This window comes from Kingella negevensis (assembly GCF_030177895.1).
In the GTDB taxonomy this organism is placed as follows: domain Bacteria; phylum Pseudomonadota; class Gammaproteobacteria; order Burkholderiales; family Neisseriaceae; genus Kingella_C; species Kingella_C negevensis.
Genome location: NZ_CP123448.1, coordinates 893,653 through 917,779, shown reverse-complemented (window position 1 = coordinate 917,779; position 24,127 = coordinate 893,653). Strand labels below are relative to the sequence as shown.

Genomic DNA, 24,127 nt, shown 5'->3' with positions numbered 1-24,127 from the left:
GACTATTTTGCAATCATATCAACACCCGCAATAGTAGCCAGTTGAATAAGCGTTTCTTGCGGCATAAAGCGATGAGCAAGCAATCGAATATCCGCCAAAACAGGGAGATGGCTCAGTTGCTTAGCCGCAACAGTCGCATCAACGTCTAAGCGTAACATTTCACTGGTTGGATTTAGCGTCCCAGCATCGCCCAAAATCACATGCTGATTGCCGCGCAAGACAATCTGTTCCGCCGCTAATAGCCAGTCTTTGACTGTATGAGTGGCATGCTTGCACACAATAACAGGAATATTTAGGCTGCCTAATTCATGTAAAACGTAACGATTTTCTACCAAATCCCCACCAATATAAATCATGTCTGCCTGCATATTGAAAGCAGCCTGAATGTGTTTGCTATCGTGAATTTTTATGATAACAGGTTGATTGTTTTGATGATGTAGACTAATTTGATTGCTAATTTCTTTTTCAGTTTTGCAGCCTGAAAATAAATAAGGATTGCTGGGCAAGTAAAAAGGGTCGAGTAAAATAGCATCATCTGTTTTCAGGCTGCCAATGTGTTTAATCGGCGTATTCCCGCCAAAAGTTACCCCTCGAACAGTGATTTCTGTATTTTGCAACGCGGCTTCTTTGCTAACCATTCGCCATTCGTGCACAATATTAATCGCACGCTCTACTTGTGGTAATTGTTCAATTTCTGCTGCATCAACCACACGCACATCACCCATTGCGCCAATAATGGTTCGCTCTGTCCCGCGAGAAATGTGTTCTTTTAATCCTTTTTGATTGATAAATTGAACAACGGCTTGGATAGAATCATCGGTAGTGTGGGCTTGCATGACGATAATCATGATGGAATCTCCTGAATTAAGTGGCAGCCTGAAAAAATAGCCCTATAAAAGGGCTATTTTGTTATTTGATATTAACGAAGCTATTTGGATTGACTGGTGAACCGTCTAAACGAACTTCAAAATGCAATGGATTACTGCCCATAGTTGCTACTTTTTGACCACGTTTAACAATAGCTTTTTCTTTAACGGCAAGAGAGGCAACATTGCTATAAGTAGTTGAATAGTTTTGACTGTGCTTTATTACTACTAAATTGCCATAACCTTCAGGACCAATACCGCTATATACAACTTCTCCATCTGCTGCAGCAACGACAGATTGCCCACTACTAGTAGATAAATCAATGCCGTGAGTGATAGCTGAGTAGGCTTTAACGATTTGTCCGTTGGATACAGGGCTTTGCCAATTAATACCATTTTTAGATTGGGTGCTTACATTGCTTGAGCTTTGTGTTGATGAGCTGTAAGTCTTGGTTACTTCTGAACGTGTTACTGTTTCTGCAATCGAGGGATTCGGTGAAGTGTAAGTTGATGGCGTTGAAGTAATTTTTGTTGTTTGGGTTTTAGTGCTTTTGGAGGTAACATTGGCGTATTTGTTGGTTGAGCTGCCTACTTGCAAAACTTGCCCTAGTTTGACTGTGTCGCTAGGCAGATTATTCCATTCGCGTAATTGATTAACAGAAACGTTGTAGCGTTTAGAAATGTTATACAAGGTATCGCCTGCAACAACTACGTGGCTTGTGCCAGAGGCTGAAGTTTGTGTACTAGAAGTAGTTGCCTTTTTGCTGGTGCTTGCTGGCTTTACTTTTAATACTTGTCCTACGCTAATATTGTTGTCTGATAAGTTATTCCATGCACGCAAATCATCTTGGCTAATGCCGTAACGTTTTGAAATGTTGTAAACGGTATCGCCAGAAACAACGGAATGGGTTGCTGCATTGGGATTAACTGTAGCATTACTAGGATGGTGAGCTGTTTTTAATAATCCTGTGCTATTGGTGCTGCTGGGTTGGTAAACTGTTTCAGTAGTGGATTTGATGGTTTCTTTCTGCTGATTTAAAGGTTCTTTTAATTCTGATTTAACTTCAGCCTGCATGCTTTTGATTTTTTCTGATACTTCTGCTTTGCTGGTATCTAACTCTTCATTTAAATCTGTTACAACAGCACCGTAAGGGTTATTAAGGTCAATATTGACTGAATCTTTGACTGTAGTGGTATTGGTTGCTGGTGTTGTTGATTGAGTAGTGCTATGGGTGTTGTTTATTGCGGGGGTTGCGGTGCTGGTGGCAGCAGTTACAGGTGCTGCTGTGCCGGAAAAAATAGGTGCTGTGGTAGGTGTAGCGCAAGCGGTGAGAATCAAAACGGCACTTGCACTAAATAAGCGTGAAGTCTGTTTGTTGTTCATGGAAAGACCTTTAATTGTTAAATATCTTTAATTATACCGTTTTTGTTATTCTGATAGATAAAAGTTGATAAGTAAAATGCGCAAATAAAAACAACCTAAATATAAATATTTAGGTTGTTTTTAGTTATTTGGCGGAGTAAGAGGGATTCGAACCCTCGATCCAGGTTATAGCCCAGATGCACCCTTAGCAGGGGTGTGCCTTCAGCCTCTCAGCCATTACTCCGTTTCAGGAAAGACTCGAATTATATAGATGGATAAACTCATCGTCAATATTTCAAATTTAGTAAAAATTTACTTTTTTGTTTTTACTGTAAAAATTTTCGCATTAACGTGCAACTTGCCGAAATTTTTGCATTAAACGGCATCACAGCTTCACCCAAAGTTTCATAGCCATTGAGCGTGTAAAACGAAGTGGAATTAGCGGAAGCGTACAAACTCAAAATACTCAAATCTGCTTTCAACATCAACGCTTCTGCGCGTTGCAACAATGCCGTTCCCAGCCCCAAATGATGCAAAAACGGATGAACATACAACGCGTCCAACTGCGCTCGTTGCAAATCCAGCAAAAAGAAGCCACTGATTTTGTTTTTGTATTCAATCACCCACAATTCTTTATCTTTAGATGTAATCGCAGCCTGATAACTGTCTTGGTCGAGCAGAGCCAGCCATGCTTCTAAAATTTCGGGCGTGTAACTGGTTAGACAAGTGTAGCGCACAGCAAGGCGGTGGACGGTGTAAATGTCGAAGCAATCGGCTGGCGTGGCGCGGCGAAGTTGAGTAATTAGGCGGTTCATTTTTGTTGGTGTGCGTAAAAGTAAAACGGGGCGAATTATAACGGATTTCAGGCAGCCTGAAAGGTTTTCAGGCTGCATTTATTTAGCCAATCAGTTGTTTCAAAACTTCTGCTTTGGCTGCGTCATAATCGGCTTGCGCAATTAAACCGCCGTCCAGCAAGGCTTTCAATTTTTGCAACTTCGCTTGTGGGTCTTCGGCTGCTGGGGCGACTGCTTGCGGTTGCGCTGCGCCTGCCATTGCGCTTGCCATGGCTTGACCTACGCCAACACCCACGCCCATTCCTGCGCCCATGCCAGCTAAACCGCCTTCGTTTTGCGCTGCCATGGGAATGGCTTCTGCGGTTTGATAACTGGTGTATTGGTTCAAATCACCAATAATATTCATGGACATACGTTTATCTAATGCAGCCTGAATATTTTCAGGCAGCGTTACGCTTTCTACAGTGAAGTTTTCCAATGCTAAACCGAGTTTGGCAAATTCTGGTTTCAGCAATTCGTTCATTTTTTGCGACAACAAAACTTGGTTGGCAGCCATGTCCAAAAACGGTACGCCTGATGTGCCGAATGCGGCGGCAAGTTGTGTCATGGCAATGTTTTTCAATTGCGCTTCCAGTTGCTCACCCGTGTAGGCTTCTACCACGCCTGCGATTTCTTTGAAGAATAGGGCTGGGTCAGCAATGCGATAGGAATACATGCCAAACGAGCGCAGTTGCACAATGCCAAAATCGCTGTCGCGGACGGTTACGGGTTGCGCTGTGCCCCAACGTTTGCCGATTTGTTGGCGTGTGTTGAAAAAGTAAACGTCTGATTTGAATGGGGATTGGAAGAATTTATCCCAGTTTTTCAGATTGGTTAAAATAGGCAGGGTTTGGGTGTTGAGTGTATATCGTCCTGCGCCAAATACGTCTGCGGTTACGCCTTCGTTTACGAACATTGCCATTTGGCTGTCGCGCACGGTAAGGCTTGCGCCGTTTTGGATTTCTTGGTCGGCAACGGGGAAACGCCATACTAGGGTTTCTTCGCTTGGGCTTTCCCATTGAATGACGTCAATAAACTGCTTGCGGATAAAATCGAACATTTTGGTTTCCTTTGTGTGAATGGGTTGGGTTTTCAGGCTGCGTGAAAATTAGGATAAACAAGCGGCGTTAATCAAGCCAATGGCAATCGACAACGCAGCAAATAAAATCCCTACGGCAATATTGTTGTTTGCTAAATGCTGATTAGCTTGCGGAATAAGGCGCGTGGTAGTGAAGTGGGTCAAAATTTGCACAATCCCTGCGCCAATGCCCCACGCGATGAAATTGAGAATATCCAAGCTGTGCGTAATACTGGACGCGAGTGCAAGGCAAAAGCCAATCAACGTGCCACCAAACGATAGGGCGCAGGCGATATTGCCGTTTTGGATTTCTTTCAACTCGTTTACAGGCGTGATTTTCATGTAAACGACTGAGTGCATGATAACCATCACTGAGCCGATAAACATATATTGCAAATACAAAATATACTGCGCTAAGGGTAGCGACATGGGTAACCTCGTTATCAAAAAATAGTGAAAAGGATTATGCCATATATCCGCATTTTTCAGGCAGCCTGAAAACTATATATTTTAATAGTGTGGCATAATAATGACTTTACATTTCAAGCATAAAAATCATGACACAAAAACGCAAAATCTTAGTAACCTCAGCCCTACCTTATGCCAACGGCTCAATCCATTTAGGACACATGGTTGAGCATATCCAAACCGACATTTGGGTACGTTTCCAAAAATCACGCGGACACGAATGCTATTACTGCTGCGCGGACGACACGCATGGCACGCCAATCATGCTCGCTGCCGAAAAACAAGGCATTACCCCCGAACAAATGATTGACAAAACCCACGCCGAACATTTGGCGGATTTCACAGGCTTTGGCATTGGCTACGACAATTATTACTCAACCCATTCGCCTGAAAACAAAAAATATTCCGAACAAATTTATTTGGCGTTGAAAGCGAATAACAAAATCGCCAGCAAATACATTAACCAACTGTTTGACCCCGAAAAACAAATGTTTTTGCCTGACCGTTTTGTTAAAGGCGAATGCCCAAAATGCCACGCCCAAGACCAATACGGCGACAACTGCGAAGTCTGCGGCACAACCTACTCGCCAACCGAATTGATTAAACCGTATTCAGCCGTATCAGGCGCAACGCCCATCATGAAAGAAACCGAACATTTCTTTTTCAAATTAAGCGAATGCGGCGATTTTCTCAAAGCGTGGACTTCAGGCAGCACCAACGGCAAAGCCAATTTGCAGCCTGAAGCCTTGAACAAAATGAACGAATGGCTCAAAGACGGCGAATTGTCCGACTGGGATATTTCACGCGATGCGCCGTATTTCGGCTTTGAAATTCCCGACCAACCGAATAAATATTTCTACGTTTGGTTGGACGCACCTGTGGGCTACATGGCTTCATTCCAAAATCTTTGCGACCGTATCGGCTTGGATTTTAACGAATTTTTCGGTAAAGATAGCCAAACCGAAATGTATCATTTCATCGGCAAAGACATTTTGTATTTCCACGCACTGTTTTGGACGGCGATGCTGGAATTTAGTGGACATCGCGCCCCGACTGGCATTTTCGCGCACGGCTTTTTGACGGTGGACGGTCAGAAAATGTCTAAATCTCGCGGCACGTTTATTACCGCGAAATCGTATTTGGAACAAGGTTTAAATCCTGAATGGATGCGTTACTACATCGCCGCGAAATTGAACAGCAAAATTGAAGATATTGACTTGAATTTACAAGATTTTATTGCGCGTGTGAATAGCGATTTGGTGGGTAAATATGTAAACATCGCTGCTCGTGCAAGTGGTTTTATTGCGAAACGCTTTTCAGGTAGCCTGCAAGATGTTTCAGGCAGCAAATTGATTGCCCAATTAACCGAAAAATCGGAATCCATTGCCAACGATTACGAAAGCCGCGAATACGCAAAAGCCTTGCGTGAAATCATGGGTTTAGCGGATTTGGTCAATGAATATGTAGACGCGAACAAGCCTTGGGAATTGGCAAAACAAGACGGCGCGGAACAGCGTTTGCACGAAGTGTGCAGCGAATTGATTAACGCATTCAAGATTTTAACGGCGTATTTGTCCCCTGTTTTGCCGAATGTGGCAACGCAAGCGGCGGCGTTTTTGAATGCGGGTAAATTGGATTGGGCGCACACGGTTTCCACGCTGCCTGAAAACCACATCATCAACAAATATGAACATTTAATGCAACGTATTGAGGAAAAACAAGTGAACGATTTAGTAGAAGCGAACAAACAAACGATTCAGGCAGCCCCTGAAACCCCAGCAGCCGCAAACAATGAATTTGCACCAGTTGCCGAGCAATGCAGCTTTGACGATTTTATGAAAGTGGATATGCGCGTGGCGAAAGTGTTGAATTGCGAAGCGGTTGAGGGCAGCACGAAGTTGTTGAAATTTAGCTTGGATTTTGGTTTTGAGCAACGCACGATTTTCTCGGGCATTGCTGCGAGCTATCCGAACCCTGCGGAATTGAACGGTACAATGGTGATTGCGGTGGCAAATTTCGCGCCACGCAAAATGGCAAAATTTGGCGTGTCAGAAGGTATGATTTTGAGCGCGGCAGATAAAGACCATAATTTGAAATTGCTGACCGTCCACGAAGGTGCGCAGCCTGGCGATAAAGTGGGTTAATTTTCAAAATAAATGCAGCCTGAAAAATAGTTTCAGGCTGCATTTTTTATCACGAGATTTTGACTATGTTAAAACGATGGTTGATTGTTTGTCTCACACCACTTTTATTAGTGATTTGGTTCGCCATAAATCCCGCGCAAACGCCAACGGACTATCTGATTAACGGCATTGTGATGGCATGCGCTGCCGCATTTTTGTTCAAATATGTTTTATTTGCGGCGATATGGTCGCACTTAAAACGTGATTTGCGCAATAAACAACATGCGTTGTGGCAGTTTGTGCCGTTGGGCGTATTTATTGGCTATATTGTGTGGTATTTTATGCGTTAAATTTTTTTCAGGCTGCCTCAATATAGAAAGGAATATAATGGAATTTTGGCACGGTTTTTTATTGATTACGGGCGTTCATTTATTGGGAGCGATTTCTCCAGGCCCAGACTTTGTGTTTGTGTCGCAACAGGCATTGAGCCAAGGTAAGCGCATTGGCTTGATTAGCAGCTTGGGCATGGCGTTGGGTTTGGGCGTGCATATTTTGTACTCTGTGCTGGGTATGGCGGCTTTGATTGCATCGGCGGCTTGGTTGCTGACTGCGGTGAAAATTGTGGGCGGTGCGTATTTGATTTATTTGGGGATTAAAGGTATCCGTGCGAAAGCGAAAGGCGAAGTAACGGAAATTCATGCAGAAAAAGCACAGCAGCAGTCGGCGATGTCTGCATTGCGAAGCGGTTTTTTATGCAATGTGCTGAACCCTAAAGCGCCTGTGTATTTTGTGTCTATTTTCACGATTGTGTTGTCGCCCAATATGCCCACTTGGCAACTGGCGATTTACGGCGTGTGGATGATGGTGATTCAATTTGCATGGTTTGCGACAGTAACATTGTTGCTGTCTATGCCTGCGGTGAACAGTCGTTTCCAAAAAGCAGGGCATTGGATTGACCGTGTGCTGGGTGTGGCAATGACGGCTTTGGGTATCAAAGTTTTGGTAAGTTAATGGAGAAAGCGATGAGTAAAATTCAGAGATTTGGTTGCTATGAACGCCTTTCAGAGGCGGTTATGGCTAATGGATTTGTATTTTTGTCGGGCATGGTACCTGAAGATACTTCGGGCAATATTACGGTGCAAACGGCTGATGTGTTAAAACAAATCGACCATTGGCTGGCGCAATGTGGTTCAGATAAATCGCACATTTTGGAAGCGACGATTTTCTTAACGGATATGGCGGACTACGATGGCATGAACGCTGCGTGGGATAGCTGGGTTGATACGAAAAATTCGCCCGCTCGTGCGTGTGTGGAAGCGAAATTAGCTAAATCTGAATGGAAAGTGGAAATTAAAGTTTCTGCAGTGCAAAAATAAATTTCAGGCTGCATTTTATAATGCAGCCTGAAATTTTTTTGGAGGACTAATACTTTAGTATAGTTTTTGCGTTTAATCCCTTTGACGATTAGGCAAAACAAAACCGCTTTGTTACCATGAATTTTTACTGAAACCGAAAGAAAAACCATGTTGCGTCAAATCACATTAGCCACCGCTGTTTTATTTGCCATGCAAAGTGTTCAGGCTGCGGATATTACCGTTTCCGCCGCCGCCAGCCTGAAAGAAGCGTTCACAGAAATCGCCAAATTGTATGAAAAACAAAATCCGCAAGACAAAATCAAATTGAACACCGCTGCATCAGGCGTATTGTTGCAACAGCTTGCACAAGGCGCACCTGTGGACGTTTTGGCGACTGCTGACACCGCCACTATGGACAAAGCCAATAACCAAAAACTGATTGTCGCCCACACACGCAAAAATTTCGCACGTAACTCGCTGGTGTTGGTTACGCCAAAAAAATCCACCGTTCGCGTGAAAACTTTAGCCGATTTGCGTCAAGCCAACGTGAAACGCATTGCGGTTGGTAAACCCGAAAGCGTGCCAGCAGGCGCGTATGCCAAAGCTGCATTGGAAAAGAACAATTTGTTTAACCAACTGAATAACAAATATATTTACACGCAAAATGTGCGTCAAGCCCTAGATTATGTGTTCCGTGGCGAAGTGGATGCAGGTTTTGTTTACCGCACAGACGCACAACTGAAACAATTTGCGCTGAACATCACAGGCGAAGTGCCAACCGTGCAGCCCGTGATTTACCCAATCGCCACCACAACACGTAGCCAACACGCCGCTGAAGCCAAACGCTTTACCGATTTTGTGTTGTCGCCAGAAGCTCAAAGCGTGTTGCAACGCTATGGGTTTAGCAAACCTTAATTTTTGAACGATTTTCAGGCTGCGTGAGAAATCAAACGCAGCCTGAAAATATTAGTAGGTCGGCGCATTTATGCCCGACATTTGATAATATTCAGAAACCTGTAAAATTCATGCAGCCTTTCAATACACGACAAAAATGGAGAGTCGGCGGCTCGCCGACAAAATCTCTGATTACTGTTATTTAAAAATATGTGGGTGAACCGTCGACGCTCCATTGTAAAAGTTCTATCGTGTATTGAAATGCAGCCTGAAAATATCATGTTGGGCAAAAATGTCCAACCTACAAGTTTCTCAAAAAATTCCAAAACGCAGCCTGAAAAAATCATAAAAACATAGGTTGGATTCTTGAATCCAACATTTTCAGGCTGCATGAAACATCAAACGCAGCCTGAAAACCCCAATGGAAACCCTATCCCCAGCCCTTTATCTCTCGCTCAAAGTCGCCAGTTGCGCCACAATTATCAACCTGATTTTAGGCATGCTCACAGGCTACGCACTCGCCAAACGCCGCTTTATCGGGCGCGACTTACTGGACACGCTGCTCACCTTGCCCATGGTTTTGCCGCCCACCGTTATGGGTTACTACCTGCTCGTTTTATTCGGCAGAGAAGGCACAATCGGCAAATGGCTGCAAAACACGTTTGACATCAGCCTAGTCTTCACATGGCAAGGCGCAGCGATTGCTGCCGCCGTGGTCACTTTCCCTCTGATAACCAAACCCGCTCGCGCCGCCTTTGAAGGTGTGAACCCACAGCTAGAACAAGCCGCCAAAACGCTCGGATTGTCCAGCACAGCCGTATTTTTCCGCGTAACCTTGCCTTTGGCATGGCGCGGCATTTTGTCGGGATTGCTGCTCGCCTTTGCTCGTGCGCTCGGCGAATTTGGTGCGACGCTGATGATTGCAGGCAGTATTCCCAACGAAACTCAAACCCTATCTATCGCCATCTACGAAGCCGTGCAAGCTGGCGATGATTCGTTGGCAAATCAATTGGTTATCATTATTTCTGTGGTGTGCGTAACGATATTATGGCTGACACAATATCTCAGCAAACCACGTTATCAATCCCAATAAACGCAGTCTGAAAACATGATTTTTGATTTTTCCATTCAAACCGAAATCCGCAACAAAAACCACGCCTTTTCGCTGAACGTTCAATGCCAAAGCCAAGCCAAACGGCTGGCGATTGTGGGTGCAAGCGGTTCAGGCAAAAGCCTTACGCTGCAAGTGTTGGCAGGACTAATCCGCCCACGCGCCACCAAAATCGTTATTCAAGAAACCTGTTTTGCAGACGAAAAAACATGGTTGCCCACGCAAAAACGTGGCGTTGGATTGATGTTTCAAGATTACGCGCTGTTTCCACATTTAACTGTTGTGCAGAATATCGCCTTTGGATTGCACCAAAACTGGCGCAATCCGCCGCTAACCTTTGATGAACAAACAGAAAAATGGCTGAACAAAATGCAATTAACGCACCTAGCCAGCCATTATCCGCACCAGCTTTCAGGCGGACAAAAACAGCGCACCGCATTGGCAAGAGCGTGCGTGGTTCAGCCGCGTTGCTTGTTGCTTGATGAACCGTTTTCTGCGTTGGATACGGATTTACGCGCCCAAATGCGGCAGGAAGTGGCGGCGTTGCAGCAGGAATTGGATATTCCTATGTTACTGATTACGCATGATAAAGCAGACGCGGACGCGTTGGCAGATGAAGTGTGGCGCATGGAGCAGGGTGTTTTGACGCTTCAGGCAGCCTGAAATTGGTGCGCGGGGCGCACCCTACGGTTGTGTGAATACAAAAGCAGTCTGAAGAAATATTTTCAGACTGCTTTTATGTTTACATCACACCCAGAATCGTATTTGCTGCGTTAAACACCGCCGCCATTTTCTGCCCGATGTGAATATCCAAATTTTCGCTGCTGTGTAGAGTAATCGTGGCAGTAACGGTTAAACCGTCAAACAATTCCAGCATAACCGTTTGATTAACCGCGCCTTTTTCCAAACGAACAACCGTGCCATGCAACACATTTTCCGCCGACAATCTTAACGGTTCAATTTCCGTCATCAAAATAATAAACGGAGCTTTCACCATCACCACCGCGCCACTGCCCACTTTCGGCTGCAACCGCGCTTGAGCTTGCGGGCTGATTTGGCTGATGATTGTCGTGTCGCCGCATTGCACGGTTACTTCGCACACGCCGTTTAGCGTTTGAACGTCTTGGATAATGCCGCCAAAGCGGTTTCTTGCACTGGTTTTCATGGATTGCCTTTGAGAATGTTTCAAGCTGCAAATTATAGCGTATGATAAAGTGGCTTTTAATAGACAAAAAGGATAATCACATTATGGCATACATCATTATTACTGGGCATTCTCGCGGTTTGGGCAAGGCGTTGGCGCAACATTATTTGGCGCACGGGCATCATGTGCTGGGTGTATCGCGCAAGCCGTTAGATTTGGCGCACGACAATTTGCAGCAAATTGCGTTGGATTTGTCGGACACGCAAGCCGTTTTGGCGGCGTTGTCGCAACCAATTTGGCAGACGTTTTTTCAGGCTGCCGATGAATTGGTGCTGATTAACAACGCGGGAACGGTTGCGCCCAATGCGGTTTTGGGGTAACAAAGCGCGGCGGATATTGCGCGTGCGGTGGCGTTGAACGTGGCTGCGCCGATGATTTTGAGCAACTTTGTCGCGCAGCAGAAATTGCCAAAATGCAGCCTGAAAATTGTGCATATTAGCAGCAGGGCAGGGCGCAGACCGTTTGCGGGTTGGAATGTGTATGGTGCAACCAAAGCGGCTCTTGACCAGCATGCGCTGTGCATGGCGGACGAAGCGCATGGGAATATTTTGGTGGGCAGCGTTGCGCCGGGGGTGGTGGATACGGATATGCAGGCGGAAATTCGCGGTGCGGCGGCGCAGGATTTTCCGATGTTGGGGCGATTTGTGGCGTTGAAGCAGGATAATGCGCTGACGCAGCCTGAAAATGTGGCGGAGAAAATTGTGCGGTGGGTGGAGTCGGCGGAATTTGGTGGGAAGATTTTGGTGGATGTAAGGGAAATGCAGCCTGAAAATATTTAATTAGAGGAAAATATGATGAACGAGAACAAGCTAAACTCCAACGCGCACTTACTTGATGATGTGCCTGAATTAACCGATGATTTTTTTGAACATGCAGATGTCTATCCGCGCATTAACGCGGCATTGCGTGAATGGTTGATTACGCATTGAAAAGCAATCAGAACGCAGCCTGAAAATAATTTTTTCAGGCTGCTTTTTTGCGTTTGGCTAAATAAATCCATGTGCAATACGATAAAACCAAGCTGAAAAAAGTTAGACCACTACCACGCATAAACTATAAATTCCGCTTCAACCGTTGCTCTATTGGCAGACGGAAAGAGATATTGCCATAACCCATTAAAATAAATTGCCGCCACAAAAAATAAGCCAATGTAGCCCCAATGATTCATTTTTTTGAATAATACAAAAATAGGGATAAAAATCATGGCAAATAATCCATGAAACATAAAATTAGAAAAGCTAAGAAAAACAATAGAAATAAAAATTCCAAAAAAAGTATGTAATTGATGACCTATTCCAATCAGCAACAATGTATAGTAAATTAAATTCAAACCAGTACAGCGTTGCCAACGCCCTTATGTACCACGCGTACACGGCGGGCGTTGTCGCCTTGTCCTGATTTGAATTTAATCTACTATAAGCACGCTTTCAAATACCGCTGCCAATGCCAGCGTTTTAAATAAAAAAACAAAATTCTTCATTTATATTCCAATACAAAAAAGCAGCCCGAAAAATATTTTCAGGCTGCCTGAATGATTTAGCGCGAATTATTTTTTCAATTCCGCCAAAATTTCATCAACTTTCGCTTTTGCATCGCCAAAGCACATCACGCTGTTTTCATTGAAGAACAACGGATTTTGCACCCCAGCATAGCCCGTATTCATTGAGCGTTTGAACACGACCACTTCTTTCGCTTTCCACACTTCCAAAACAGGCATACCCGCGATAGGCGAATTTGGGTCAGTTTGCGCGGCAGGGTTTACCGTGTCGTTTGCGCCGATGACCAACACCACATCAGTTTCCGCGAAATCATCGTTAATTTCGTCCATTTCCAACACGATGTCATACGGCACTTTTGCTTCCGCCAACAACACATTCATATGCCCTGGTAAACGCCCAGCCACAGGGTGAATACCAAAACGCACTTCCGTGCCATTTTTACGCAACAAATCGGTGATTTCTGCCACAGGATATTGCGCCTGCGCCACCGCCATACCGTAACCAGGGGTAATAATCACGCTGCTGGCTTCTTTCAACATATTCGCCACATCTGCCACTTGCACTTCACGGTATTCGCCCACTTCTTCGCTGCTGCCTGAAGCCGCCGCGCCGTCCGAACCAAAACCGCCAGCAATCACAGACACAAACGAACGATTCATCGCCTGACACATAATGTAAGACAAAATTGCACCGCTAGAACCCACCAACGCGCCAGTTACAATCAGCAAATCATTTGACAACATAAAACCAGCCGCCGCAGCCGCCCAGCCTGAATACGAATTCAGCATAGACACCACCACAGGCATATCCGCGCCACCGATTGACGCGACCAAATGCCAGCCAAACGCCAACGCAATTAACGTCATCACAATCAACGCAAACCAGCTACCGCCAGCCGACACAAAGCACAACATCAACACAAACGACACGACCAACGCCGCCAAGTTCAATTTATGTTTATGCGGTAATTGCAAGGGTTTACTGCTGATTTTGCCGTTCAATTTACCGAACGCCACGATAGAGCCTGTGAACGTAACCGCGCCGATGAAAATGCCCAAGAACACTTCAACCAAGTGAATCGTGTGCATTTCTTCCGCCACGTCGCCAGCGTCAATAAAGCTGTTGAAGCCCACCAACACCGCCGCCAAGCCGACAAAGCTGTGCAGCAAGGCAATCAATTCAGGCATTTCGGTCATTTCCACTTTTTTGGCTTTGTAAATACCGATTGCCGCGCCGACAATCATCGCCAAAATAATCCAACCCAAACCAGCCACCGATTCGCTGAATACCGTTGTCACTAATGCAATCGCCATACCAGCGATGCCAGAATAGCAGCCTTGTTTCGCCGTTTCTTGTTTAGACAAACCAGCCAACGCAAAAATAAAACAAATCGCAGCAATGATGTATGCCGCCGTAACTAAACCTAAGGACATTTTTATTCTCCAAAATTTTTTTCACGGTAGGGTGGGTAACTCGTTTGCTCACCAAAATTTGTGATTTCGCGTGGGCAATAATACCAACCCTACCTAGATATTTTCAGGCAGCCTGAAAACTCAGTTACCCTTTACGGAACATATTTAGCATACGGCGCGTCACAAAAAAGCCGCCGAAAATATTGATGCTCGCTAACAAAATCGCCACAAAAGCCAAGAACGATACAAACGCATGACCTTGCCCAATTTGCAACAACGCACCCACCACAATAATGCCCGAAATCGCATTCGTAACCGCCATCAACGGCGTGTGCAGCGAATGACTCACATTCCACACTACATAATAGCCAATCACGCACGACAACACGAACACGATAAAGTGATTCAAAAATTCCGCAGGCGCAACCGCACCGACCCACAAAATCAACGCCGCACCAATCACAGCAGGAGCAAATTTCAACCACAAAGGCGTAGGTTTCGGTTCAGGTTTCGCGATTTTTTCAGGCTGCTTGTTTGCTTGTTGTGGCGCAGCAGACACCTGAATTGCTGGCGGTGGGAATGTAACTTCGCCGTCGCGCGTAACCGTCATATTGCGAATAATCACATCGTCAAAATTCAACTCTATTTCGCCGTCTTTATTTGGCGATAACAATTTGGTTAAATTCACTAAATTTGTCGCGTACAGTTGCGAAGATTGCCCAGCCAAACGGTTCGCCATATCAGTGTAACCAATGATTTTCACGCCGTTATCGGTAACGAACAATTCCCCAGGTTTCGTCAATTCACAGTTACCGCCAGTCGCCGCCGCCAAGTCCACAATCACAGACCCAGCTTTCATTGATTCCACCATTTCTTTGGTAATCAATTTTGGCGCAGGTTTGCCCGGAATTGCCGCCGTTGTGATGATGATGTCCACTTCACGTGCTTGCTCGGCAAACAATTTCATTTCCGCCGCGATAAATTCTTCACTCATCACTTTCGCGTAACCATCGCCCGAACCGCCTGATTCTTGTGGGAAATCCAATTTCAAGAATTTGCCGCCCATCGACTCAATCTGTTCTGCCACTTCCAAGCGCGTGTCAAACGCTTTCACGATTGCGCCCAACGAATTCGCTGTACCAATCGCCGCCAAACCAGCCACGCCCGCTCCAATAATCAGCACTTGCGCAGGCGGCACTTTACCCGCCGCCGTGATTTGCCCCGTGAAGAAACGCCCAAACGCATTCGCTGCTTCAATCACCGCGCGATAGCCCGAAATATTCGCCATAGATGACAGCGCGTCCAAAGCCTGAGCGCGAGAAATGCGCGGCACCATGTCCATCGCCAATACATTCACTTTTTTCGCGTTCAGTTTTTGAACCAGCTCTTCATTTTGGCGCGGATACAAAAAGCTCACGAGTGTTTGCCCAGCTTTCAGGCTGCCTGATTCTTTATCAGTCGGCGCATTCACTTTGTAAATCAACGGTGCCTTCCACGCTTCTTTCGCGTCCACCAACACCGCGCCAGCCGCTTCATAAGCCGCATCGGTTAAACCAGCCGCAATCCCTGCGCCACGTTCCACCGCTACTTCAAAGCCCAATTTTTGCAATTGAGCCACAGTGGTGGGCGTACACGCCACGCGAGTTTCGCCTGCCAGTGATTCTTTGGGAATGGCAATTCTCATTTTGAACTCCTAAAGTTAAGGTTAGTAAAGAAAGATAACAGCAGCGCGTTTTCAGGCTGCCTGAAATGGTTAAAACTTGGTAAAAATAAGTTTACAAGAGATAGTATACGCTGACAAAGGTTAAATGTGTAAAAGATGACACAAGTTAAATAAGCAACAAAATTGCGCAATAAATAACTATTGGAAGACATTGTTTCATTTATTTTTTCTGTAAAAAGCGATTTTAATATTCAATGCTATAATTTCGTTTTTTTAATCACACACAGCCTGAAAATGCTAAGAAAAATCTTTCAATACGTGGCGCAACAGCCTTTGTCCAAACTGCACTGTTTGGCAAATCGGCTGGGGCGCGTTCTTTATTATTGCAGCCCCAGCGACCGCCGCCGCATTCGTCAAAACCTACGCACCGCACAACTGCCCAACGATAAAAACATGGTTTTGCGCGTGTGCCAAGAAACCATTAAAGGCGGCTTGGAATTGCCCGTAGCATTTTTTAGGCAGCCTGAAGAAATCGCCGCAATGTTTACACAAATTCACGGCTGGGAACATATTCAGGCTGCGTTAGACGAGAAACAAGGCTTGCTGCTAATTACGCCGCATATCGGCAGTTATGATTTGGCTGGGCGATACATCAGCGAGCAACTGCCGTTTCCGCTCACAGCCATGTATAAACCGCCCAAAATCAAAGTGTTCGATGAAATCATGCAAGAGGGCAGGGTGCGCGGCAAAGGTCAAACCGCGCCAACCAATCTGCACGGCGTGAAGCAAGTGATGAAAGCCCTACGCGCTGGCGAGGCAACGATTGTGCTGCCTGACCATGTGCCTGCGCCTGAAGAGGGCGGCGATGGTGTGTGGGCGGATTTTTTTGGGAAACCTGCGTTCACGATGACTTTAGTAGCCAAGTTGGCTCAAGTGAAAAATGTGAAGACCTTGTTTTTTGTGGGCGAACGGTTGCCCAATGGAGAGGGTTTCGCGCTGCATATTGCGCCACTTTCAGGCAGCCTGAACGGCGATAAAACGCACGATGCGCGGATAGTGAACGAAAATGTGGAATACTGGGTGCGCCGTTTCCCAGAGCAATATTTGTTTGCTTATAATCGGTATAAACAGCCTGCTGGCGCGCCTGAGCGTCCCGAATCCTGATTTTCAGGCTGTGTTTTGAACAATCAAATGGAATGGAAAAAATGACGATTGAAGAATTGTATTCGCTGGCTGCGCGTTTGTTGGACAAACTGGAAACACAAGGCAGCGAGGCTTTGAGCGATGAACAGCACACCTTGCTGGCGTATTGCTGGCTGGATAGTGAAGTGCAAGAGGGCGGTTTTGTGCAACTGATTGCATCAGGCTACGGCGAATATATTTTGCTGAACCCAGTTGCCGATAGTTTGCGCCGTTGGAAAATCAAGTCCACGCCCAAAGTGTTGGACAAAGCACGTGCGTTGTACCAAAAATTTGGTGAACAAATTGAAGCGGCTGTGGACGAAAATCCTGAAGTGGATTTGGATACCTTGCGTCAGCGTTTTGCCGATTTTGAAGAGCTGGACGCGGAATATTTTGAATGTTCTGATGAAGACATTTTGGCGGTGTGTGAATACGTGAACGCGCATCTTGAGCTTTTTCAGGCAGCCTGAAATCAAAATGAGTATAATCTGCCCCTTTTTGAATAAAGGATTAAGGCAATGAACTTAGTGGCTACAGTGTTGCTGGCGTTCAGCATGTCGGCAGACGCATTCGCGGCAGCAATCGCACGCGGTGCAAGTATGGGCAAACCAAGCAATTCACACATCGTAAAAATTGCGCTGACTTTTGGCGTTGTGGAAACCATTACGCCGCTGATTGGTTACGGAGCTGGCACAATCGCCGCGCCGTATATTGAAGCGTTTGACCATTGGGTTGCGTTTGGTTTGCTGCTGGTGTTGGGCGGAAAAATGATTTGGGAGAGTTTTTCGCCCGATGATGAAGACGAGGCTGAAACGGCAGTCATGCCATCTAAATGGCTCTTGTTGATTACAGCCATCGCAACCAGTATTGATTCCATGATTGTGGGCGTAACGCTGGCATTTTTGGACGTGAATATTTGGCTAACCGCGCTGGCGATTGGCTCTGCAACCACATTGATGGCAGCGATTGGCGTGAAATTAGGCGGCGTGTTGGGTGATGTTGTAGGCAAACGAGCAGAGTTTATTGGTGGTTTGGTGTTGATTGGGATTGGCACGTTTATTTTGTTGGAACATTTAGGATATTTATAAGAAAAAGCAGCCTGAAAGATTATTTTCAGGCTGTTTTTTTCGATTCAGGCAGCCTGAAAATCCCCTTTCAGGCTGCCTGAATATTTACACGATTAACGCAATTTCGCCCCAACCGTTTCCGCTTGTGCAATCAATTCCTGAATAATCGGCTCAACCGTTTCATCAGTCAAAGTCGCGTTCATATCTTGCAGCGAAATTTTGACCGCCAAAGATTTATGATTTTCAGGCAGCCCCGCACCGCGATACACGTCAAACAACTCAATTCCTTGAATAATCGGGTTATTTACTTGACCTAAAGCAGCCTGCAAATCCGCAAACGCCACATTTTCAGGCAGCACAAACGCCAAATCACGTCGCCCAGCTTGGAATTTAGACACCGCCTGATAACGCACTTTTTCAGTCGCCAGCACTGCGTCCATGTCCAATTCAAACAACAACGGCGCTTGCGGCAAATCGTATTTTTGCGTCCATTTCGGGTGCAACTCACCGATGATGCCGACATTGGCGCCATCAACCACAATCGCCGCGCAACGCCCTGGGTGCAACGCCGAATGTTCCGCTTTCACAAACGCCGCGTTTTTGCCACGCAACAGCGTTTCCACGTCCGCTTTCAAATCGTAAAAATCCACAGGATGCGATTTTTCGCCCCATTGTTCAGGTAACGCCGAGCCGTAAACCAAACCGCCCACACGTTCCGTTTGTACAAACTGATTGTTTTCTTTACGGAAAATACGCGCAATTTCAAACACACGCACGCGATTTTGTTTGCGATTCAAATTGTTTTGCAGAATCTCAATCAAGCCGCCCATCAACGTAGAACGCATGACCGCGTATTGTGCCGCCAACGGATTTTGTAAACGGATAGGGTCTTGATTATTCGCAAAATCTTGTTCCCATTGCTCGTCTACAAACGCATAACTCACGACTTCTTGGAAACCACGAGCCGCCATTTTTTGATACACGCCAAAACGCGAATGACGGTTTTCAGGCAGCTTCAACATCGCCAATTTACCCGACGTGTAATCATCAGGAATATTCTCGTAGCCATACACGCGAGCAATTTCTTCAATCAAATCCGCTTCAATTTCAATATCATAGCGGAAACTTGGTGCGGTAACGCGGAAACCGTCCGCCGTTTTTTCAGGCTGCAAACCCAAATGCTGCAAAATCGTTTCAATGCGTTGATTTTCAATAGAAACGCCCAACACTTTTTCCACGCGAGCCGTGCGAACTTCCACCGTTTTCGCGGCAGGCAAATCGCCCAACACTTCCATGATTTCGCCCATTTCACCGCCGCAAATTTGCACGACCAATTCCGTTGCGCGTTCAATCGCATCGCGTTGTAATTCGCTGTCCACACCGCGTTCAAAACGGAAAGAGCTGTCCGAACCAAAACCGTATTGTCTTGATTTTCCTGAAATAATCAACGGATTAAACCACGCCGCTTCCAAAACAATATTTTTCGTTTCATCAGAAACCGCACTCGCCGCACCGCCCATCAAACCAGCGATAGACAAGGCTTGCTGTTCATCGGCAATCACAAGCGTATTGTCCGCCAGCGTAACCGTTTTTTCATTCAAACAATCAAGCACTTCGCCATTTTTCGCGCGGCGAACGTGCAGGCTGCCTGAAATTTTATCCGCGTCAAAAACGTGCATCGGCTGCCCGATTTCCAACATCACATAATTGCCGATGTCCATGAGCGGCGAAATGCTGCGAATGCCGCTACGTTCCAAGCGTTGCACCAACCAATCAGGGCTGGCGGCGGTCGCGTTCACACCCAAAATCACGCGACTGATAAAACGTCCGCAGTCGTTTGGTGCGTCAATTTGTATGGCTTGTTTTTGCGTGGTTTGCGTGGCGATGTGATTGATTTGAATAGGATTAAATTCGCATTGCGTCAAAGCCGACACTTCACGCGCAATGCCTTTAATGCTCAAACAATCGGTGCGGTTTGGCGTGATTTTCAGCGTAAAAATCGCGTCGTCCAAATCCAAAAATTCGCGGATATTTTGACCGACTGGCGCGTTTTCAGGCAGCACGAGCAAGCCGTCCACCTTGTCTTCCAAACCCAATTCTTTGGCGGAACACAACATACCGTTGGACACCACGCCACGCATTTTGGTTGGTTTGATTTTAAAGTCGTTTGGTAACAATGCGTTAGGCAAAGCACACGGCACTTTAATGCCCACTTTCACATTCGGCGCACCGCACACGATTTGGATTAACTCGCCTGTGCCTGCGTCCACTTGGGTTACGTTCAGGCGGTCAGCGTCGGGGTGTTTTTCAACGGATTTGACTTCCGCCACCACCACGCCCGAAAAATCGGGGGCGGCTGCGTTGAGTTCTTCCACTTCCAAACCTGCCATGGTCAGCAAGTGGGAAAGTTGGTCGGCGGATAAATTGGGGTTGGCTTGGGTTTTTAGCCATGTGTAGGAGAATTGCATTTTTTAAAATCTCTTTGTTTTCTAAAATTAAAATGGGGGGCAGGCAGCCTGAAAATTAGTTTTCTTCAAAATAGAAATCTTCAAGCTGAAAGGTTGTGATTGGTTTGACGTATAACTGATATTTTTCAACTAATTCAATGATTTTATCGCCATTGATTAAGGTAATAGCTCTTTTTCTATTACGAGAATTTTCAATCGCTTCTCGTGAAAAATCAGAAGTAGTAATAAAAATACCAAATTCAGCATTGTGAAGATCCATTGCCCCTGCAAATTGGTTAATTTCAGGAGAACCTACTCGCGTATTCGTCCAACGTTTAGCTTGAATAGCAACACGAGAAGTCCGAAAATCATCAGAAACAATATAGCCGAAACCGTCCAATCCACCGTCTCTCGTTTCAGAAACGCCTTTTTTATCGTCTATATCTACCCCCATGGCTTTGATCAATGCACGACAAAATATTTCAAATTTTTTGGGCGACATATTAAGAAGAGCTTGTTTTAATTGCTCTTTCCAATTTTCACTGACATCATTTTCTTCTGTTTCTTTAATACTATTTTCTTCTTCGTCTTCTTCTTCAATTTTTACTTTATTACTATTTTTCTTATTTGCACGGCGTTCTTTCCACATTGGGTCAGAAAATGCGTAAATATCTCTTTCAACATCAATATCTTCACTATTACAGGCTCTACCTTTTTCGGTAAGAATAATCTCGCCACGGTTAGGACGTTTTATAAAGCCTGCCATTTCTAAATTGGCAACTCCAAAATTAAATACAAAATCAAAAGGACGATAAGTCCCCCCATTTTTTGCAGGTCTTGTTTCATCAATAAATTCTTCTGGAATTTCTTTTACTGACGATTTAATTTCATTTCGCAATTCTTTGCGTGTTGTTTTACCACCAAGATTTTGCAGCAATTTAATTAAAATTGGCATTAAAATGCTGCGTTGGTCGTATCGTTTCATATCTTCATATTTCATTGATTTTCCTTTTTCAGGCAGCCTGAAACTCAAACGGATTAAGCAATTTCAGTCCCACACCCTGAAAATCCTTAATATTGCGCGTAACCAACACAAAATCATATTCCAATGCAGTCGCCGCAATAAAGGCATCATTTACAGGGCGTTTATTGGGAATGTGTAAAGTAGCATAACGCAAAGCAATTTCTTTATTTATCAAAATACTGCGCGATTGATATTCGGGTAAAACCTGATTTTCAAACGAATCCGCCAACATATTCGCTTGCTGTTTATCACTTTGCGCCAAACGTAAAATACCCATTTGAATTTCGCTAATTGTTATCACGCTGATAAATGTTTTATCAAAATCAACTTGTTCCGCCCATTTTTGCACGTTTGGATTGATTTTATTGCTGTCTAGTTTTCGTAATTCAGAAACAATATTGGTATCAAGCAGATACATTAGTCAAACTCCGCTGCGCGAAATTCGTCCATTTCTCGCTCAAACTCAAAATTTACTTCTGCTGCTGGATGATAACCGCCTAATTTTTCAGCTAAACTGACTTTCTTTGGCGTGGCAGCCTGCTTTTGCACAAACTCGCGCATCAATTCGCGCAATAATTCCGCACTACTGCGATTGGATTCCTTGGCAGCCTGAAAAAATGCCTGTTTCAAATGATTATCTAATTGAAATGTATAGTGAACATTATTCATTTTTCTACTCCTTCAAATTTTCAGGCAGCCTGCACCACAAAATACCGCACCGCCACAATCGCCCGAAACTCATCGCCAATCAAACACCAATCCACCAAATCTACTTTCCACGGCAAATCGCTTTCCGAAAAAGCGCCCACCAAATCCGCGTGTTCCGCCAAAGAAAGCGGCGTGTCGCCCAGCACTGCTAAATCCAAATCCGAATACGGCTTTGCCTTGCCATTTACGCGCGAACCAAACGCCCACACCGTGCGTTGCGAAATGTGTTGCTGCAAAATCGTTTGCACAATTTGCCATTCATCGGGCGAAATGTTTAATTCTACTGGCATGATTTTTCTTGAAGTTTTTGCTGTAAAAATTGCGCTTCCGCAAGAAATTTCTCAATGCCTTGCACCACAGCAATCGCGGTTTCTTCATCGTAAGTGTGGCTCGTCCGCGCGCGCATATCGCGGTATTGTTTCCAATCCGCCCAATTTCCCAGCAATAAATTTTGCTCGTTGGCGGTGCGAATGATGTCTTGAAAACTTATCAAATCAAATTGCGTGGAGTCGGCGGACGTGTTTTCTAAATAGCGTTTTAAAATTTTATGGCTGATTTCGTAGGTAAATTCAAAGCGTTGAATCAATCCATCGCGGATTTGCGTGTCGCTGGTGTCTTGCAAATAACGCTGCCAGCCTTCTTGCAATCGGGTAACGATGTCGCTAAATAGTTGGATAGATAATTCTGCCATTTAGATTTCCTTTCAGGCAGCCTGAAAAATCACTTCTTAAACTGATTCAAAAACGCCAAATCATTATCAAAGAACAAACGCAAATCGTTCACGCCATAACGCAACATCGCGAAACGGTCTAAACCAATCCCAAACGCAAAACCCGTGTATTGTTCAGGGTCAATATTTACATTTTTCAATACGTTAGGGTGAACCATGCCGCAGCCGCCCACTTCCAACCATTTGCCGTTGTCGCCCATGATGTCAATTTCGGCAGATGGCTCGGTAAATGGGAAAAATGACGGACGGAAACGCACTTGCAAATCATCGCGTTCAAAGAAATTACGAATAAAATCAGTAAATACCGCTTTCAAATCGGCAAAAGTAACACCTTCTTCAACCCACAAACCTTCGCATTGGTGGAACATCGGCGAATGGGTCGCGTCACTGTCCACGCGGTACACACGCCCTGGTGCGATAATGCGGATTGGTGGATTTTTCTTGTCCAACATATAGCGCACCTGAATCGGCGAAGTATGCGTACGCAACACATCGCCATTTTCCACATAAAACGTGTCTTGCATGGCACGCGCAGGGTGATTTTGTGGAATGTTCAAGGCTTGGAAATTGTGGAAATCGTCTTCAATTTCAGGGCCGTCCGCCACTTCAAAACCCATGCCGTGAAACAGCTCAACCACGCGCTGCAATGTCAGCGTTACAGGATGCAAACCACCCACGTCTTGACCACGCGCAGGCAGCGTTACGTCCAAGGCTTCGGCGGCTAATTGCGCTTGCAATTTGGCTGCTTCCATTTCGGCGCGTTTCGCATCGTAGGCTGCCTGAAACTGTTGTTTGCATTCATTAATGTGTGCACCAACAGTTTTGCGTTCGTCAGGCGACATTGCGCCGAGTTGTTTCAGCAGCGCGTTTAATTCGCCAGCTTTGCCTAAATATTGCGCTTTGACGAGTTCTAGGGCTTGTTGGTCGGTGGCTTGGGCGATGGCGGTTAAGCCGTTTTGTGTGATTTGAGTAGCGTTGTTTTGCATAGTAAATTCAATCGGATAAAAATAGTTTGGCGCGTGTTTGAAATGTCGTGCAAACACGCGCGGAAATAGGAAAATTTGACTTATTTTAACGCAAATCCTTGTTTTCCTAAACTG

27 protein-coding genes, 1 tRNA gene and 1 pseudogene are annotated in these 24,127 nt (G+C 45.3%); 12 read left to right on the top strand and 17 right to left on the bottom strand.

The genetic code is table 11. The annotated features are described in order from the left end of the window. Nucleotides 1-2: 2 nt before the first annotated feature. The 6 genes from QEO93_RS05145 to QEO93_RS05120 all read right to left on the bottom strand — a co-directional run bounded on the left by QEO93_RS05145 (nucleotide 3) and on the right by QEO93_RS05120 (nucleotide 4,569). On the bottom strand, nucleotides 3-848 hold the full coding sequence (locus QEO93_RS05145; RefSeq protein WP_032137026.1) for a hypothetical protein: 846 nt from the start codon (nucleotides 846-848) through the stop codon (nucleotides 3-5). 61 nt (nucleotides 849-909) lie between these two features. Next, on the bottom strand, nucleotides 910-2,250 hold the full coding sequence (locus QEO93_RS05140) for a LysM peptidoglycan-binding domain-containing protein (RefSeq protein ID WP_085815635.1): 1,341 nt from the start codon (nucleotides 2,248-2,250) through the stop codon (nucleotides 910-912). 129 nt (nucleotides 2,251-2,379) lie between these two features. Then, a tRNA-Ser gene (locus QEO93_RS05135) sits at nucleotides 2,380-2,473 on the bottom strand. A gap of 82 nt (nucleotides 2,474-2,555) precedes the next feature. Further along, nucleotides 2,556-3,044 (bottom strand): GNAT family N-acetyltransferase, encoded by a 489-nt coding sequence (locus QEO93_RS05130; protein WP_032137050.1) that lies wholly within the window; start codon nucleotides 3,042-3,044, stop codon nucleotides 2,556-2,558. Between the two features lie 82 nt (nucleotides 3,045-3,126). Then, complete coding sequence (locus QEO93_RS05125) at nucleotides 3,127-4,122, bottom strand: SPFH domain-containing protein (RefSeq protein ID WP_032137027.1); 996 nt, start codon at nucleotides 4,120-4,122, stop codon at nucleotides 3,127-3,129. A gap of 48 nt (nucleotides 4,123-4,170) precedes the next feature. Continuing rightward, nucleotides 4,171-4,569, bottom strand: coding sequence for a DUF350 domain-containing protein (locus QEO93_RS05120; RefSeq protein ID WP_032137028.1), 399 nt, complete (start codon nucleotides 4,567-4,569; stop codon nucleotides 4,171-4,173). Nucleotides 4,570-4,697: 128 nt separating this feature from the next. Here QEO93_RS05120 and metG point away from each other — a divergent pair, with 128 nt between their 5' ends. The 7 genes from metG (at nucleotide 4,698) to QEO93_RS05085 (ending at nucleotide 10,754) form a co-directional block, all read left to right on the top strand. Beyond that, nucleotides 4,698-6,752: a methionine--tRNA ligase gene (metG, locus tag QEO93_RS05115; protein WP_032137029.1), complete on the top strand. Its 2,055-nt coding sequence runs from the start codon at nucleotides 4,698-4,700 to the stop codon at nucleotides 6,750-6,752. Nucleotides 6,753-6,817: 65 nt separating this feature from the next. Continuing rightward, on the top strand, nucleotides 6,818-7,081 hold the full coding sequence (locus QEO93_RS05110) for a hypothetical protein (protein WP_032137030.1): 264 nt from the start codon (nucleotides 6,818-6,820) through the stop codon (nucleotides 7,079-7,081). A 37-nt stretch (nucleotides 7,082-7,118) separates the two neighbouring features. Further along, nucleotides 7,119-7,742: a LysE family translocator gene (locus QEO93_RS05105; protein ID WP_032137031.1), complete on the top strand. Its 624-nt coding sequence runs from the start codon at nucleotides 7,119-7,121 to the stop codon at nucleotides 7,740-7,742. Between the two features lie 11 nt (nucleotides 7,743-7,753). Further along, nucleotides 7,754-8,107: a RidA family protein gene (locus tag QEO93_RS05100; RefSeq protein ID WP_032137051.1), complete on the top strand. Its 354-nt coding sequence runs from the start codon at nucleotides 7,754-7,756 to the stop codon at nucleotides 8,105-8,107. Between the two features lie 147 nt (nucleotides 8,108-8,254). After that, nucleotides 8,255-9,001 carry a molybdate ABC transporter substrate-binding protein gene (gene modA / locus QEO93_RS05095; RefSeq protein WP_032137032.1) on the top strand — a complete coding sequence of 249 codons (747 nt, stop codon included), beginning with the start codon at nucleotides 8,255-8,257 and terminating at the stop codon, nucleotides 8,999-9,001. Nucleotides 9,002-9,401: 400 nt separating this feature from the next. After that, entirely contained in the window at nucleotides 9,402-10,073 is a 672-nt protein-coding gene (modB, locus tag QEO93_RS05090) for a molybdate ABC transporter permease subunit (protein ID WP_032137033.1), read from the top strand. A gap of 15 nt (nucleotides 10,074-10,088) precedes the next feature. After that, nucleotides 10,089-10,754 carry an ABC transporter ATP-binding protein gene (locus QEO93_RS05085; RefSeq protein ID WP_032137034.1) on the top strand — a complete coding sequence of 222 codons (666 nt, stop codon included), beginning with the start codon at nucleotides 10,089-10,091 and terminating at the stop codon, nucleotides 10,752-10,754. A gap of 79 nt (nucleotides 10,755-10,833) precedes the next feature. Here QEO93_RS05085 and QEO93_RS05080 read toward each other — a convergent pair whose 3' ends face one another. Continuing rightward, entirely contained in the window at nucleotides 10,834-11,256 is a 423-nt protein-coding gene (locus QEO93_RS05080; RefSeq protein WP_085815634.1) for a TOBE domain-containing protein, read from the bottom strand. Between the two features lie 41 nt (nucleotides 11,257-11,297). Here QEO93_RS05080 and QEO93_RS05075 point away from each other — a divergent pair. Further along, nucleotides 11,298-12,074: pseudogene (locus tag QEO93_RS05075) on the top strand (SDR family NAD(P)-dependent oxidoreductase). Between the two features lie 15 nt (nucleotides 12,075-12,089). After that, complete coding sequence (locus QEO93_RS05070; RefSeq protein ID WP_281251094.1) at nucleotides 12,090-12,224, top strand: hypothetical protein; 135 nt, start codon at nucleotides 12,090-12,092, stop codon at nucleotides 12,222-12,224. 110 nt (nucleotides 12,225-12,334) lie between these two features. Here QEO93_RS05070 and QEO93_RS05065 read toward each other — a convergent pair whose 3' ends face one another. The 3 genes from QEO93_RS05065 to QEO93_RS05055 form a co-directional block, all read right to left on the bottom strand. Then, nucleotides 12,335-12,499, bottom strand: coding sequence for a hypothetical protein (locus tag QEO93_RS05065; RefSeq protein WP_218775922.1), 165 nt, complete (start codon nucleotides 12,497-12,499; stop codon nucleotides 12,335-12,337). Nucleotides 12,500-12,841: 342 nt separating this feature from the next. Next, nucleotides 12,842-14,227, bottom strand: a complete 1,386-nt coding sequence (gene pntB, locus QEO93_RS05060; protein ID WP_032137038.1) for a Re/Si-specific NAD(P)(+) transhydrogenase subunit beta — start codon at nucleotides 14,225-14,227, stop codon at nucleotides 12,842-12,844. A 124-nt stretch (nucleotides 14,228-14,351) separates the two neighbouring features. Beyond that, nucleotides 14,352-15,890 carry a Re/Si-specific NAD(P)(+) transhydrogenase subunit alpha gene (locus QEO93_RS05055; protein WP_032137039.1) on the bottom strand — a complete coding sequence of 513 codons (1,539 nt, stop codon included), beginning with the start codon at nucleotides 15,888-15,890 and terminating at the stop codon, nucleotides 14,352-14,354. A 273-nt stretch (nucleotides 15,891-16,163) separates the two neighbouring features. Here QEO93_RS05055 and QEO93_RS05050 point away from each other — a divergent pair, with 273 nt between their 5' ends. From QEO93_RS05050 to QEO93_RS05040, 3 genes are read left to right on the top strand one after another with little or no spacing between them, the layout of a single operon-like run. After that, nucleotides 16,164-17,033, top strand: coding sequence for a lysophospholipid acyltransferase family protein (locus QEO93_RS05050; RefSeq protein WP_032137052.1), 870 nt, complete (start codon nucleotides 16,164-16,166; stop codon nucleotides 17,031-17,033). A 41-nt stretch (nucleotides 17,034-17,074) separates the two neighbouring features. Next, nucleotides 17,075-17,521, top strand: coding sequence for a DMP19 family protein (locus QEO93_RS05045; RefSeq protein ID WP_044250148.1), 447 nt, complete (start codon nucleotides 17,075-17,077; stop codon nucleotides 17,519-17,521). A 48-nt stretch (nucleotides 17,522-17,569) separates the two neighbouring features. Beyond that, a complete protein-coding gene (locus tag QEO93_RS05040) occupies nucleotides 17,570-18,139 on the top strand; it encodes a manganese efflux pump MntP (RefSeq protein WP_032137041.1) in 570 nt (189 codons plus the stop codon). A 92-nt stretch (nucleotides 18,140-18,231) separates the two neighbouring features. Here the strand turns inward: QEO93_RS05040 and pheT are convergent, their stop codons facing one another. The 7 genes from pheT to pheS are packed head-to-tail and all read right to left on the bottom strand — an operon-like array spanning nucleotide 18,232 to nucleotide 24,013. Continuing rightward, the gene (gene pheT / locus QEO93_RS05035; RefSeq protein WP_085815633.1) at nucleotides 18,232-20,586 is read right to left on the bottom strand and encodes a phenylalanine--tRNA ligase subunit beta; all 2,355 of its coding nucleotides are present in this window, start codon (nucleotides 20,584-20,586) and stop codon (nucleotides 18,232-18,234) included. A gap of 55 nt (nucleotides 20,587-20,641) precedes the next feature. Further along, entirely contained in the window at nucleotides 20,642-21,565 is a 924-nt protein-coding gene (locus tag QEO93_RS05030; RefSeq protein WP_003788247.1) for a restriction endonuclease, read from the bottom strand. Nucleotides 21,566-21,578: 13 nt separating this feature from the next. Further along, on the bottom strand, nucleotides 21,579-22,007 hold the full coding sequence (locus tag QEO93_RS05025) for a type II toxin-antitoxin system VapC family toxin (RefSeq protein ID WP_032137043.1): 429 nt from the start codon (nucleotides 22,005-22,007) through the stop codon (nucleotides 21,579-21,581). Continuing rightward, the gene (locus tag QEO93_RS05020) at nucleotides 22,007-22,258 is read right to left on the bottom strand and encodes a hypothetical protein (RefSeq protein WP_003788252.1); all 252 of its coding nucleotides are present in this window, start codon (nucleotides 22,256-22,258) and stop codon (nucleotides 22,007-22,009) included. Before QEO93_RS05020 ends, QEO93_RS05025 begins: the two co-directional genes overlap by 1 nt. Nucleotides 22,259-22,278: 20 nt before the next feature. Next, nucleotides 22,279-22,587 (bottom strand): nucleotidyltransferase family protein, encoded by a 309-nt coding sequence (locus tag QEO93_RS05015; RefSeq protein ID WP_085815632.1) that lies wholly within the window; start codon nucleotides 22,585-22,587, stop codon nucleotides 22,279-22,281. Further along, nucleotides 22,578-22,988 (bottom strand): HI0074 family nucleotidyltransferase substrate-binding subunit, encoded by a 411-nt coding sequence (locus tag QEO93_RS05010; RefSeq protein WP_032137044.1) that lies wholly within the window; start codon nucleotides 22,986-22,988, stop codon nucleotides 22,578-22,580. The genes QEO93_RS05015 and QEO93_RS05010 overlap by 10 nt, the downstream gene beginning before the upstream one ends. Nucleotides 22,989-23,017: 29 nt before the next feature. Continuing rightward, complete coding sequence (gene pheS / locus QEO93_RS05005; protein WP_032137053.1) at nucleotides 23,018-24,013, bottom strand: phenylalanine--tRNA ligase subunit alpha; 996 nt, start codon at nucleotides 24,011-24,013, stop codon at nucleotides 23,018-23,020. Between the last annotated feature and the right edge of the window lie 114 nt (nucleotides 24,014-24,127).

Excerpts from the sequence above, each read along its gene's own strand:
- QEO93_RS05145 (WP_032137026.1), bottom strand. The coding sequence starts at position 848 with ATGATTATCGTCATGCAAGCCCACACTACCGATGATTCTATCCAAGCC.
- QEO93_RS05140 (WP_085815635.1), bottom strand. The coding sequence starts at position 2,250 with ATGAACAACAAACAGACTTCACGCTTATTTAGTGCAAGTGCCGTTTTG.
- QEO93_RS05130 (WP_032137050.1), bottom strand. The coding sequence starts at position 3,044 with ATGAACCGCCTAATTACTCAACTTCGCCGCGCCACGCCAGCCGATTGC.
- QEO93_RS05125 (WP_032137027.1), bottom strand. The coding sequence starts at position 4,122 with ATGTTCGATTTTATCCGCAAGCAGTTTATTGACGTCATTCAATGGGAA.
- QEO93_RS05120 (WP_032137028.1), bottom strand. The coding sequence starts at position 4,569 with ATGTCGCTACCCTTAGCGCAGTATATTTTGTATTTGCAATATATGTTT.
- metG (WP_032137029.1), top strand. The coding sequence starts at position 4,698 with ATGACACAAAAACGCAAAATCTTAGTAACCTCAGCCCTACCTTATGCC.
- QEO93_RS05110 (WP_032137030.1), top strand. The coding sequence starts at position 6,818 with ATGTTAAAACGATGGTTGATTGTTTGTCTCACACCACTTTTATTAGTG.
- QEO93_RS05105 (WP_032137031.1), top strand. The coding sequence starts at position 7,119 with ATGGAATTTTGGCACGGTTTTTTATTGATTACGGGCGTTCATTTATTG.
- QEO93_RS05100 (WP_032137051.1), top strand. The coding sequence starts at position 7,754 with ATGAGTAAAATTCAGAGATTTGGTTGCTATGAACGCCTTTCAGAGGCG.
- modA (WP_032137032.1), top strand. The coding sequence starts at position 8,255 with ATGTTGCGTCAAATCACATTAGCCACCGCTGTTTTATTTGCCATGCAA.
- modB (WP_032137033.1), top strand. The coding sequence starts at position 9,402 with ATGGAAACCCTATCCCCAGCCCTTTATCTCTCGCTCAAAGTCGCCAGT.
- QEO93_RS05085 (WP_032137034.1), top strand. The coding sequence starts at position 10,089 with ATGATTTTTGATTTTTCCATTCAAACCGAAATCCGCAACAAAAACCAC.
- QEO93_RS05080 (WP_085815634.1), bottom strand. The coding sequence starts at position 11,256 with ATGAAAACCAGTGCAAGAAACCGCTTTGGCGGCATTATCCAAGACGTT.
- QEO93_RS05070 (WP_281251094.1), top strand. The coding sequence starts at position 12,090 with ATGAACGAGAACAAGCTAAACTCCAACGCGCACTTACTTGATGATGTG.
- QEO93_RS05065 (WP_218775922.1), bottom strand. The coding sequence starts at position 12,499 with ATGATTTTTATCCCTATTTTTGTATTATTCAAAAAAATGAATCATTGG.
- pntB (WP_032137038.1), bottom strand. The coding sequence starts at position 14,227 with ATGTCCTTAGGTTTAGTTACGGCGGCATACATCATTGCTGCGATTTGT.
- QEO93_RS05055 (WP_032137039.1), bottom strand. The coding sequence starts at position 15,890 with ATGAGAATTGCCATTCCCAAAGAATCACTGGCAGGCGAAACTCGCGTG.
- QEO93_RS05050 (WP_032137052.1), top strand. The coding sequence starts at position 16,164 with ATGCTAAGAAAAATCTTTCAATACGTGGCGCAACAGCCTTTGTCCAAA.
- QEO93_RS05045 (WP_044250148.1), top strand. The coding sequence starts at position 17,075 with ATGACGATTGAAGAATTGTATTCGCTGGCTGCGCGTTTGTTGGACAAA.
- QEO93_RS05040 (WP_032137041.1), top strand. The coding sequence starts at position 17,570 with ATGAACTTAGTGGCTACAGTGTTGCTGGCGTTCAGCATGTCGGCAGAC.
- pheT (WP_085815633.1), bottom strand. The coding sequence starts at position 20,586 with ATGCAATTCTCCTACACATGGCTAAAAACCCAAGCCAACCCCAATTTA.
- QEO93_RS05030 (WP_003788247.1), bottom strand. The coding sequence starts at position 21,565 with ATGAAATATGAAGATATGAAACGATACGACCAACGCAGCATTTTAATG.
- QEO93_RS05025 (WP_032137043.1), bottom strand. The coding sequence starts at position 22,007 with ATGTATCTGCTTGATACCAATATTGTTTCTGAATTACGAAAACTAGAC.
- QEO93_RS05020 (WP_003788252.1), bottom strand. The coding sequence starts at position 22,258 with ATGAATAATGTTCACTATACATTTCAATTAGATAATCATTTGAAACAG.
- QEO93_RS05015 (WP_085815632.1), bottom strand. The coding sequence starts at position 22,587 with ATGCCAGTAGAATTAAACATTTCGCCCGATGAATGGCAAATTGTGCAA.
- QEO93_RS05010 (WP_032137044.1), bottom strand. The coding sequence starts at position 22,988 with ATGGCAGAATTATCTATCCAACTATTTAGCGACATCGTTACCCGATTG.
- pheS (WP_032137053.1), bottom strand. The coding sequence starts at position 24,013 with ATGCAAAACAACGCTACTCAAATCACACAAAACGGCTTAACCGCCATC.